This is a genomic window from Paraliobacillus sediminis, assembly GCF_003426055.1.
The window spans coordinates 895,121-907,332 of record NZ_QJSI01000001.1; the positions used below are offsets into that span (position 1 = coordinate 895,121).

The 12,212-nt window shown below is 35.3% G+C and carries 10 protein-coding genes; 7 read left to right on the forward strand and 3 right to left on the reverse strand.

Going from position 1 to position 12,212, the window contains the following annotated elements:
• Positions 1-2 precede the first annotated feature (2 nt).
• The 5 genes from D2K60_RS03855 to bglB all read left to right on the forward strand — a co-directional run bounded on the left by D2K60_RS03855 (position 3) and on the right by bglB (position 4,552).
• A complete protein-coding gene (locus tag D2K60_RS03855; protein ID WP_117168661.1) occupies positions 3-1,118 on the forward strand; it encodes a glycoside hydrolase family 88 protein in 1,116 nt (371 codons plus the stop codon).
• A gap of 331 nt (positions 1,119-1,449) precedes the next feature.
• Positions 1,450-1,764 (forward strand): L-rhamnose mutarotase, encoded by a 315-nt coding sequence (rhaM, locus tag D2K60_RS03860; RefSeq protein ID WP_117168662.1) that lies wholly within the window; start codon positions 1,450-1,452, stop codon positions 1,762-1,764.
• Between the two features lie 111 nt (positions 1,765-1,875).
• Complete coding sequence (locus D2K60_RS20840) at positions 1,876-2,073, forward strand: hypothetical protein (protein ID WP_240335230.1); 198 nt, start codon at positions 1,876-1,878, stop codon at positions 2,071-2,073.
• Positions 2,074-2,715, forward strand: a complete 642-nt coding sequence (locus D2K60_RS03865) for a sugar phosphate isomerase/epimerase family protein (protein WP_338048354.1) — start codon at positions 2,074-2,076, stop codon at positions 2,713-2,715. It abuts the gene before it with no gap.
• Between the two features lie 736 nt (positions 2,716-3,451).
• A complete protein-coding gene (bglB, locus tag D2K60_RS03870; protein ID WP_240335232.1) occupies positions 3,452-4,552 on the forward strand; it encodes a beta-galactosidase BglB in 1,101 nt (366 codons plus the stop codon).
• 162 nt (positions 4,553-4,714) lie between these two features.
• Here the strand turns inward: bglB and D2K60_RS03875 are convergent, their stop codons facing one another.
• Positions 4,715-6,706 carry a beta-galactosidase gene (locus tag D2K60_RS03875; protein WP_117168664.1) on the reverse strand — a complete coding sequence of 664 codons (1,992 nt, stop codon included), beginning with the start codon at positions 6,704-6,706 and terminating at the stop codon, positions 4,715-4,717.
• A 681-nt stretch (positions 6,707-7,387) separates the two neighbouring features.
• On the opposite strand from D2K60_RS03875, the gene D2K60_RS03880 reads away from it, so the two are divergent.
• Positions 7,388-8,068, forward strand: coding sequence for a rhamnogalacturonan acetylesterase (locus tag D2K60_RS03880; RefSeq protein WP_117168665.1), 681 nt, complete (start codon positions 7,388-7,390; stop codon positions 8,066-8,068).
• Between the two features lie 64 nt (positions 8,069-8,132).
• Here D2K60_RS03880 and D2K60_RS03885 read toward each other — a convergent pair whose 3' ends face one another.
• Both D2K60_RS03885 and D2K60_RS03890 read right to left on the reverse strand, forming a co-directional pair.
• Positions 8,133-8,828: an OmpA family protein gene (locus D2K60_RS03885; RefSeq protein WP_117168666.1), complete on the reverse strand. Its 696-nt coding sequence runs from the start codon at positions 8,826-8,828 to the stop codon at positions 8,133-8,135.
• A complete protein-coding gene (locus tag D2K60_RS03890; RefSeq protein WP_117168667.1) occupies positions 8,821-10,629 on the reverse strand; it encodes a MotA/TolQ/ExbB proton channel family protein in 1,809 nt (602 codons plus the stop codon). The genes D2K60_RS03885 and D2K60_RS03890 overlap by 8 nt, the downstream gene beginning before the upstream one ends.
• Positions 10,630-10,796: 167 nt before the next feature.
• Between D2K60_RS03890 and D2K60_RS03895 the strand changes: the two genes are divergently transcribed.
• Positions 10,797-12,197, forward strand: a complete 1,401-nt coding sequence (locus tag D2K60_RS03895; protein ID WP_117169099.1) for a Na+/H+ antiporter NhaC family protein — start codon at positions 10,797-10,799, stop codon at positions 12,195-12,197.
• Positions 12,198-12,212 lie beyond the last annotated feature (15 nt).

Genomic DNA, 12,212 nt, shown 5'->3' on the forward strand with positions numbered 1-12,212 from the left:
AAATGTTGGATTGGGATCAGGCAATTGAGCAGACACTTGAAAAGACAAAAAAGAACATCGAACGATTCAATGGGTTATTCCCACATACAAGCGATAAGGGTGTCTATCATTTAAATGATAATGATGACTGGACGGATGGATTTTGGTCAGGTATTTTGTGGTTAAGCTATCAATATAGCAAAGATACACTATTTAGCGATGCTGCAAAAACAACCAGAGTTAGTTTTGAGAAAAGATTAGAAGAAAATATTGGCTTAGAAACACACGATATTGGTTTTCTATATACACCTTCTAGTAAAGCACAGTGGATGATTGAAAAGGATGAGCAAGCAAAACAAATAGCATTAAAAGCAGCAGATAAGTTAATGGAACGTTATCGTCCTAAAAGTGGCATTATTCAAGCGTGGGGGCCATTAGATGATTCGGAACAAGGTGGACGTATCATTGTTGACTGTTTGATGAACATGCCATTATTATTTTGGGCAAGTGAAATAACGGGTGATAAGAAGTACAAAGATGCTGCAGTTCAATTTGTTACGAAAACGCGTAAATTCATTATGCGTGGAGACGATTCTTCCTATCATACATTTTATTTTGATCAAGAAACAGGTGCGCCAATTCGTGGTGCTACCCAACAAGGCTATCAAGATGGATCAACATGGACGCGTGGTCAGGCATGGGCGATTTATGGATTAGCGCTTGCATATCGTTATACAAAAGATCCGCTTTACTTGGAAACTTCAAGAAGAGCAGCACATTATTTCGTTAAACACTTACCGGAACACCATGTAGCCTATTGGGATTTTGATGTACCGGTAGATGAAACTATTAAACCAGATAGTTCAGCATCAGCAATTGCTGTTTGCGGCATGCATGAATTGCTATCGTCACTCGAGCGTGATGATAAAGATGTTGCTTTTTTAGAAGCCGCGATTGATACTACAATGCATGCATTGGTAGATAACTATGCAACTAAACCAAGTGAACAAGGTCTACTAGATCATGGTTCTTACAGTGTAATGGAAAACAAATCGCCTGATGATTTTGTTATTTGGGGCGATTACTTCTATCTAGAAGCATTAATGAGATTAGAACAAGGTCATAAAGGATATTGGTAAAAAAGAAAAAAATTACATGCATTACCCAGTAGTTGTTGACTTTTACAGGCTACCGGGTAATGTTTTTTTAGGTAATAATTTAATCCGCTCATCTAGTTGAATAATTTTCATAATTCTTTGAAGTTTTCAATAGCCATGATAGCTTTTAAATAAAATGAATAGAAACAAAAACAAAACAACATAAAAATCGTAATACAGAAACAAAATTATTGTTTTGTATTCGTTTGTGTTGTAATATTATATTGTGGTGTTAAATACGGATTTGTTATAGATATGCGATTCTCTAGTGGAAGACTACAAGCTCTCTAACACTAAAAAGGAGAGGAATGCTGTGATAAGAAAGGCAAGCATTATGTTTGTTAATAAAGATTGTTATGAAGAATATAAATACCGTCATGATGAAATTTGGCATGAGATGGTAGAAGAATTAAAAGCGCATGGGGCACATAACTATTCTATTTTTCTCGATCGCGAAACAGGCCGTTTATTTGCTTATTTGGAAGTGGAGAGTGAAGAGAAGTATGAGCAACTATCACAAACCACAATTTGCAAAAGATGGTGGAATTATATGGAGTCATTAATGAAGACAAACACAGATAGTAGTCCCGTCTCAATTGATTTAGAGGAAGTATTTTATTTAGAATAATTAATGTTAAATCTGAGCGATGAAGCCAGCAGATAACGATAATCGTCGAAGTATATTTTACCTTTATATGAAAGCGGATACATTTAATTTCTAGTTTGGGGGCATTACTTAATGAATATTGGGATAAGAGCACACGATATCGAAAACCTTCCCTTAGAGGATTTAGTTAAGCGTATTTCAGAAAAGGAGTTAACTGCAGTACAGTTAGCCTTGGGGAAATCGCTTCAGGATGTAGCGACGGGATTAGGTAACTTGAGCCCTGGAATGGGCCGTTATGTTAGGGGCATCTTTGCACGTTATAATATTTAAATTGCGGTATTAGGTTGTTATATTAATATGGTCCATCCGGTTCAAGCAGAAAGAAGGAAAGCTTTGGATCGATTCAAAGAACAAATACGTTATGCGCGAGATTTTGGTTGCGGTATTATTGGAACGGAGACAGGAAATGTTCATGCGGAAATTATATATACGGAAGAAAACTTTAAGGAACAGCCATATCTCGACGTTGTTGAAAGTGTACGTGAACTTGTAACTGAAGCTGAAAAATTCGGTGTTATTGTCGGAATAGAAGGTGGGGTCAATCATCCGATTCATTCTCCAATAGTAATGAAGAGACTTTTGGATTGTGTGGATTCTAATAATCTGCAAGTGATTTTTGATCCAGTTAACTATCTAACACCTGAAAATTATATGAATCAAGACGTAATTATCAAACAGGCCTTTGAATTGTTTGGTGATCGAATCGTTATTCTTCATGCAAAAGATTTTGTGATTGAAAATAATGAAAAAAAAGAGGTGCCGGTAGGTAAAGGATTATTGAATTATAATGCTGTACTACCATTCATAAAAACAAATAAACCATATATCAACATATTATTAGAAGAAACAAAAGAACCAGATATTATCGATAGCATTGCCTTCCTTAAAAGAATTTATTATCAAACCGTTTGAGGTGAAAATGAATATTAGAGGCTAGTAGATTTCTGAATATAGCTGCTCTATTGCTTTACAGCCTTCAAAAAAAGCCTGCCTTCTAAAAGATTGTAGCTTATTACGAAACAACTATAAACTCTGACGTAACGTCCCTTGCATCGGAATTTGAATCAACTGCGACGTAACATTACCACCGCTACGGAAGCAAATGGGCTCCCTTTCTGTGGGCACAGCCTCAGCTAACTAGGTAAAGAAAAAGACTTTACCTAGTGGATCTTCGGCTTGTGCTGTTCCCACTAGAGCGTCACCCATTTGCTTCCTTCGCTTATTAGAGCAACTAATTTAAAAAACGTCGTAACATTAATTACAAAAATTGGTATTAGGTACTAAAAATTGATGTGTTTTCAGTTACTAATATAGTTGCAGACGTTTTAATTCAGTATGCAATAGGACACGATTTATTATTTATAGACAAAACTAGCGGAGCAAGTGAAATGAGTGAGACTCCTGTGGGAACAGCACGGACTGAAGATCCACTCGGAAGTGTTTTTTGCTTCCGAGTTAGCTGAAGTCGTGCCCACGGAAAGCGAGCCCATTTCACTTGTGAAGCGGGTAAGGCTCTTCTGTTACGTCGCAGTTTCGATCAAGTGCGTAAGATGAAACGCAATAATGATCACTACTAGAGCTCAATTTAAAATGATATCTTAAACTGGAATAAAAATGTTAATCATAAATTTATTTGGGGGATTTAATGATGCAAAGTGAATTATTTATTAAAAAAGAAGAGGTATTAGAACATATTGATGCCTTAATGGATAACCTTTCACAAATTAAAGATGATAGTGGAGAATTTTTATTGAATTTTGATGGTTTAGTTGTAGATGATAAAAGTTGGCATGTCTGGAATTGGCCCCAAGGTGTTGGTTTATATGGCATATTTAAGTTATGGAAATTAACTAATAATAAAAAGGCGCTAAAAGTTGTCACTGATTGGTTTGACAATCAATTTAAAGAAGGATTACCTCCGAAAAATGTTAATACGTTGGCTCCATTTTTAACCTTAGCTTATCTATACGAGGAGACAAAGGATCAAACGTATATTCCATATATGGAAAAATGGGCTGATTGGGTTATGTATGAAATGCCACGCACCAAAGAGAATGGATTACAACATATGACATACGGTCCAGAGAATAAAAATCAATTGTGGGATGATACATTGATGATGACTGTCTTGCCATTAGCTAAAATTGGTAAGTTATTAGATCGTCCAGAATATATCCAAGAAGCAAAAAAACAGTTTCTAATTCACACAAAATATTTAGTAGATAAAAAAACAGGTTTATGGTTTCATGGTTGGACATTTGAAGAGAATCATAATTATGCAAACGCACTGTGGGGAAGAGGAAATTGTTGGATCACGATTGCTATTCCGGAAATTATTGAATTACTAGAGTTACCTAAAGGAGATTTTCTAAGAGAATTTTTGATAGATACGTTAAATAGACAAGTAGAGACATTAGCAAGCTATCAAAGTGAGAGTGGTTTATGGCATACATTAATAGATGACGAAACTTCTTATCTTGAGTCATCAGCAACAGCTGGTTTTGCTTATGGCATCCTAAAATCAGTTCATAAACGGTATATCAGCCAAGAATATGAACAAGTAGCTTATCGAGCAATCAAAGGATTAATCAATGAAATTGATGATAATGGTGCAGTACAGAAAGTTTCAGTTGGCACTGGTATGGGAGACACATTAGAATTTTATAAAGAAATTAAAACAACTACGATGCCTTATGGACAGTCACTAACAATCTTATGTTTAACAGAATTCCTACATTCTTATATGTAAGAATGTGAATTCTAAGCGATAAATATTGAAAAGAGAACCTGCGGATGATTCGCAGGTTTTTTACTTTTCTACAATAAAGAAATGTTTATATAGAAAAAATCCGCACGATACAAATAGCACGGATTTCTCTTATTTAATAGATAAGATAAATCAATTAATTATTTATTGTTCCATTAAAACTGCATAACCAAACGGTGGAAGGTAGTTTTCACCCATGTCAATTTTCTTATTTTCTAATAAGTTAACATAGGCTTTATTTGCTTGCCAGGATTTAGCTTCATTTGTAAAATTAACAATCCACAGTTGCTGTTTATTTTCATTACTCATTCTTGGGATCACGACTATACCAGGATCAACTTGTAATGTATAGGATAAGTTTACATGACCAATAGCATCCTTTATTAATGCCTGTATTATAGTATTTCCCTTTTCCTCAATTGGTATGGAGCCCAGCAAGATAATTTTACCCTTACCGCGTTTTTTTTCAGTAATAAATGCTTTCCCTTTTGCCTGTCCTTCGCTAATGATACCTTTAACAGTTGTTCCGGCTTTTGGAACAAAGACATTGCTAAGCATGCTCAGTTTGGCATCGTGACCATAGGCTTCACCAATATGTCCGCTGTCTGTTGCTGGAAATTGCATAATATTTTCAACACCTGCAAGGTCACCTAGCTTACCTAGTCCACCAGTAGTGTGCCAGGTATGCTCTTTGGTTCGATCGCCTGCCATTGGTCCGACTACCCAAACGCCACCGTTTTCAACAAATGACGTTACTCTAGTTAGTAAATCATCGGAGAGATAGCGGACGAATGGTGAAAATAATACCTCACATCGCTCAAGTTGATGGCCCTCAGGAACTAGCTTGCGTTCAATTCCGATGTCAATGAAATGTTGATAGAATTCATTTACCAATTGCTTATAGTTATAGTCTTCACCTGGTTCACTCATATAGAAAGAGCGCGCACGATCCGAATATACAATTGCTATTTTAGGTTCAATCGGTTCCGATGTTTGTAATAAAGGATCAATCTTATCTAACAAATTCGCTGTCTCTACAACACTTGGGTATCCAATTGTCGGTTCTCCCCACGAACTTACCACAGAGCCATGTGGTTGTTCACAACCTGTACGTTGTCCTCTGAAAAGCCAATAGCAAAATGCTTCAGCTCCAGAGGCATAAGTAGCAAATGCTTCTGCGGGAACATATCCTTTTTGATGCATTTTACCGTATGCGTTCAGATGACCAACATAGGAAGTACTTGTTTCGAGTAACATATATTTTCGCGTATTATTCTTGATATAAGCCCAACGATCATTATTCATCATGAATCCCGCAAAATTACTTGCTGGCGTATAGGTATCAAAACTAATAAAATCTAAGTGTTCCGCCAACGCTTCATTGTCTAAATCAAACAGAAATCCTGTATTATGTGTAATCGGTATTGTAGTAATTGCACGGATTTTATCTGCTTGTTCACCAGCAAATTCAGAAATTTTCTCCATGGAAAATTGGTTGTACGCACGCAGCAGTGAACTGTTATGCAAAAAAGGTGTTGGTGTCGGTCGGACAACTTGATCAAAACCTAAATAAGCTTGACTCCAAATTGTAGTCCCCCATGCTTGATTTAAATTTTCAATCGTTTGATACTCTTTTTCTAACCATTCATGCCACATTTCTTTACAGCTACTACAGTAACAGGGTCCAACGTGACATTTGAATTCATTATCTAATTGTATTGCAATTACATTTGAGAATGAATTAACAGCTAATGCGATTTTTTCTGTAATTATTGCAGCTCGCTCACGGAAAAAAAGATTGTTTGTACAAATATGTTGACGTGATCCATGGGATTGTGGTGTTTGATCAGCGGTGTGATGTAAGCGTTCTGTGTGCTTATGTGTCATCCAGATTGGTGGAGTCGGAGTTGGCGTACAAACAATTACGTCGATATCATATCTTTGTAAAAGTTCGATTGTATTCGTTAATATGGACATATCAAAAGCATCAAGCTCAGGTTCTAGTGTAGACCAAATAAATTCACCGATCCTTACTAGGTTTATTCCTAATTTCTTCATATGTTTGATATCAGTCTCAACCGTTTTGGAATCCCATAATTCAGGATATAGTGCAGCACCATAATAGTTTTTAGGCAAAATTATTTCCTCCTTTATTTGGTAAGTCAGTTAGAAAAGTTAATGTAATGGGACAATATATTTTTTTGGTATCGCTTACAGTTAAGTTTAAAACATAAAACAAATTAAGTAAACATAAAAAAAGATAAATGAAGATATAATTCTGTTTTTGTATCAATTTATTAAGTATAATTAAAATAAAGTCTCCTTTTTAATTGATAAAATTAAAGACTGTATTCTAAAAGATTGTTGTTTATGATTAAATTTCTTTAGACTACGACATAACCCATCCGCTATAGAAGCAAATGGGTTCCTCCGCTAGTTTGAGGATCAAATTGTAATCTACGATAGAAAATTGATAAGCATGTCTATTGCTAATGTGAAATTAACTTCCATACTAAATAATAATGCATTCTTTTGACTCAATTTAGCGTATCAAATGAAATTGGCGACACTCCTACAGGAACAGCGCGGGCTGAAGATCCACTTGGAAGCGTTCTTTGCTTCCGAGTTAGCTGAAGCCGTGCCTGCGGAAAGGGAGCTAATTTTATTTGAGGAGCGGGTAATAAAGTCTAACTACATCGCATTTCCATCAAGTCCGAATATTGAAAAGTAACAATGTAAGCGAAAAGGGCCAAATTATTAGACTAGTGAATGTAAGGATTACTTTAACGCAAAATATAAGATAAGGAGTGTGAGAAGATGGAACAAATAACAATTTATTTAGTGGGAGATTCGACTGTCTCATCTTATGATACAGATGAGTTTCCAATGACTGGATGGGGACAGATGTTGTCCAACTATTTCAATGAGGGGATAACTATTTGCAATGCAGCAATTCCTGGTTATAGTTCAAAGAGTTTTATTGATGATGGTAAATTAGAAGCTATCAGAACGAAGATTAAGCCTAACGATTATTTATTTATCCAATTTGGTCACAATGATCAAAAACCAGATATAGAAAGACACACAGATCCTTTCACCACCTACAAGAATTACTTAAGAGAATATATTGAAGTGGCAAGGAATAATAAAGCGATTCCAGTTTTGATTACCCCAGTCCAGCGAAGGAAATTTTCAGCTAGTGGAGAAATAGAAAATACACATGGTGAATATTCTACTGCTATGAAACAACTTGCTGTAGAGCTTAATGTACCATTGATTGATTTAACATTAAAAAGTAAAAAATTATTTGAAAGTCTTGGGGATGAAAAGAGCAAAAAACTATTTTTGTGGTGCAAACCATCTGAATATAAGAATTATCCTGAGGGGGCAGAGGACAACACACACTTTCATCAATTTGGTGCAGATCAAATTGCAAAATTAATCATTGAAGGAATAGAAGAAACTGGACTAACTGTAGACACAAAATTAAGTTATTAAATATTCAAAAAACAATACCCCTCTTCATTTATGAAGAGGGGCTGGGTTATAAATGGTTTAGATTCTAATTTCCTTCTAATATTTGCCTTGTTTTATCCAATATTTCTTCATCTTTTAAACGGAATTTAAATTCTACTCTACGTGAAGCTTCTGGGCTATAGTCACCATTTTCATCTGTACGACCGTCTGTAAAGGACTTGCCATTTACCGTTAGTTTTTCCTGCAAGTGAGCTTGAATATTTTTATAAGGAAATTCATCCCCGAGGATATATTCTGCAACACTATAGGCTCTTTCTTGTGATAGTTGTAGATTATATAAATAGCCATCGGTACGATCAGCATGCCCTTCAATAATAATTTCCGAAATGTATTCTTCATAGCCACTTGCTAATAAAACATCTAAATATTTTGGAACAAACTCATCCAAAAATTGAAAGGAGTCATCTTTTAACTCTGCTCCATCATACTCAAATAAGATTTCTGTGTTAAAGATAATCGCACCTGTTTTCTCGTCCACCTCAATGCCTAAAGCAGAGTCTTGGAATTCTGCATTTAAGTCCTTTACAAGATTAGAACGGACACCCATAATTTGATCGATTGTTTCTTTCATTTCTTCAATTTGAATAGATTTAATAACCATCATCGAAATGAATATTAATGCAAAACACAACAGGATAGATGTTAATAAATCGGTAAAAGAGGGCCAAAAATGATTCTCTTCCTGTTCATCCTTAAACAGCCGTTGATATTTATTAATCATTTTGATTTAAACCCGAACGCCTCGTATTTGATCGTGCTACTTCCTGGCTGAAAGTCTGCATGTACTGATTCAGTTTATCAATTTGTTGGAGGAATTCATTAAAAGTTTGCTGTGTATAACGATTATTACTTTGCTGAATGTCTTCGCTGATCATTCGAATTTCCTTGAATTCTTTTTTAAGATCTTGATTCGTTCCCTGCACATATTCACTAATATTTCGAGCAACCTTGTCTAACTTTTCGCCAAGTGTTCCTTCTAAGTTAGTAACATAGTTAGCAAGGGTATCTTTTAAAACGCCAACATTTGCTTCGAGTTGATTTTCTCTATGGTTAAATGTGTTATTCATTTGTGAAATAGTTGTATTTATATCTGAAATAAGCTGCTTATTCTTCATTCCAATTTGTTCATATGTGTTGGTTGCTTCACGTACATGCTTTTCAAACGAAAGAGAATCTGCAGTGTGTACTTTAAGATGATTATTAAAATCTTGATTAAACTGCTTTAATTCATCAAAGCGATCCGATAAAAGATGCTTATATTCTGTTTGTGATTGGTTAATTGTTTCTAGTGCATCCGGTAATTGAACAATCGATCCGCCTAATCTATCAAAACCATTCGAGAGTTCGCTTAAGTATGTTGTTATTCCGGCCAGTTTAGTACCAAGGTCTTTACCGAATATTTGTTTGAATTCTTTATTTTGTTCTTCCATATGACGCACTAAACGCTGACTTTCTTTACTTATTGTTTGTTGACCATCTAAGATAGAGGCGGTGAATGTTTTTAAGTCAACCACTGTTTCTTCAAAATGGGTTAAGGTATCTATTTGTGTTGTCGAGACTGCTTCAATTTTTTTATACGTCTGTTCAAATGTACTTGCCATTTGCTCATTTCTTTGATCAATTTTCTTAAAGTAGGAGAAGAGTTGATCAAAGTTTTTATTTAGCTTTTTCGATGCATCATCAAAGCCGTTTGTCACCTTATGCATACTAGTAAATAGAAGTTGAAAGTCATGTAGATTAGTAGATAGCCCCTCATTAAATGTAGCCAAATCTTCTGCGGCTTGTTGCAAACCAGAAGTATAGTCTTTAAAACCATCAAAAGAACTTTCAATACTTTGTAAGGATTTTTGGTTTGTTTCTTGAAGCATGAGAATGGAGCTATTAATAGTTTCCGAAACTTCAATTAGTTTACTTATTCCGTTCTGTCCATTTTCAGTTAAATTTGTTTCAACTTTTAACATGATATCAGTTAGTAGAAATTCTGTATTTAGTGCTTTAATCATCACCGTCATGATTAAGGAAAATCCCATTCCAGCAATACTCGTATAAAATGCGACATCAATTCCTGATAAAACACTCGCAACATCCTCAACAAGTTGGTTTCCGCCTGAATTGATATTTCCTAATGACATGGTCAAGCCGATAAACGTTCCTAATATCCCGATTAAAATAAAAATAGATACGGTCATTTGAATCATTTTAATGAGACTAACAATAGGTATACCATAGACACGCCAACTGGAAAACTTCTCTTGAACGAATGTTTCTATTTTGACAGGTTCGGTTTGTTGTTTTAGGTCAAACTGTTCCTTGAAAAAACGTAAAGGTTCAATGTCCATCCTATTTGTTTCTTGTAAGTAAGAACGTATTTTCTTCAGTTTACTGAACAAGGAAAGATGAACAAAGAAGGTAACAATAAACGTGACAAATAAAATGATGAAGATTAGCTCAATCATCTGATTGGCCAGGATAGCTTGTGCTTTTTGTTCACTCGTAAAAAGTTGTAGAATTGCTTCTATCATTCCAGTTCCTCCTTGATGGACGACTTTAATGGCTCTAATTTATTAGTATTCGAAGCATGTCCAAATCATGAACTTTTCTTAATTAATTAATTAATATGAAAATACATAATTTCGTTGATTTTCCACATTCTAAAAAGATTCTATTTTTGGAAAGGTGTGTAAAGCATATCGATACGAGCTGGATGTCCATTATCCCATTTTTGATTGTTATTCCTGTTGCCATGTTTACCCGACAAGTACTCCCAGGTTTAGTATTGGGACTACTTGTTGGATCCTACATCATTTCACCATCTATTATTGGTGGCGTACAAGAGATGCTGATCTATGTAATACAAGCACTTATAGATGAAAATAATATTAAAATTATTGTCTTTCTATATATATTTTCTGGACTAATTGGGATGATCAAAATGACGGGTGGAATAAAGGGGTTTGTTGAGAAATCGGCAGAAAGGATTACCTCCAAAAAGCAAGCGCTATTTCTTACTTATATCTCTACAATTGGAACATTTAGCGCACCGACCTTTCGTTTTGTAACGATTGCGCCAATTATGAAAGCCATACTAAAAAAAGTGAAAATGTCGACAAAAGAACTAGGATTTGTAATTGAAACGACGGCTACACCTGTTATCGTGTTGATCCCATTCGCAACTGCATTTGTAGGCTATATGATATCTGTTATTCAAATCTCTACAGAAACAATGGGAATGACTATTGATCCTTATACACTTTTTATTCAGAGTATTCCATTTAACTTTTTTGCTATTGTTATTATTTTACTTGGTATCTATTTGAGTTTTTTTCATCATTCTCATACGGATGCACCGATGGAAGTGGATGACGAAAAAGACGATGATTGGCATGACTGTCATCCAGCAGTTCATAAGGATCTACCTAGTAAAGCTTGGAATTTACTCATTCCTATTTTATTGGTGATCGTACTTACGCTATTTTTAACATGGTGGGATGGACGTGCTGCCGGTCAGTCACTATTTGAGGCTTTTATTCGAGCTGATGTATTAGAGGCAATGGTGGTTGCTTTATTAATTACGGTGTTTGTCTCGATTATTCTATATAGGGTTCAACGGTTTAAATTAAGTGACTTAGTTAACAGCTTTATTGTCGGTGGAAATGATCTCATGTCTGTGATTGTCTTATTGTCGATTGTCTGGGGACTATCATCTGTGACGAGTGATTTAGGGTTTTCTGAATTCGTTACAGCACATACAGACTGGATTCCTCAGATGTTTGTCACACCACTTATGTTTGTCTTTGGCGCTACTATTTCTTACTTTATTGGTTCTGCATGGGGAACATGGGGAATTTTAATGCCTTTAGGTGTATCGCTTGCTATATCTGCGGATGTATCCTTGCCATTAATGATTGGAGCGGTTTTCGCGAGTGGTTCGTTTGGCGCATTTGCGTCGCCACTTAGTGACGACACGAATACATTAGCAAATATTTTAGATTTATCTACTATGGACTATGCCCGCTTTAAACTGAAACCTGCATTGATCGCGGCAGCAATAACTACTATTTTATATACTGGTGTAACTTTTATTCTTTAAAAAAGGTGAGAAAGT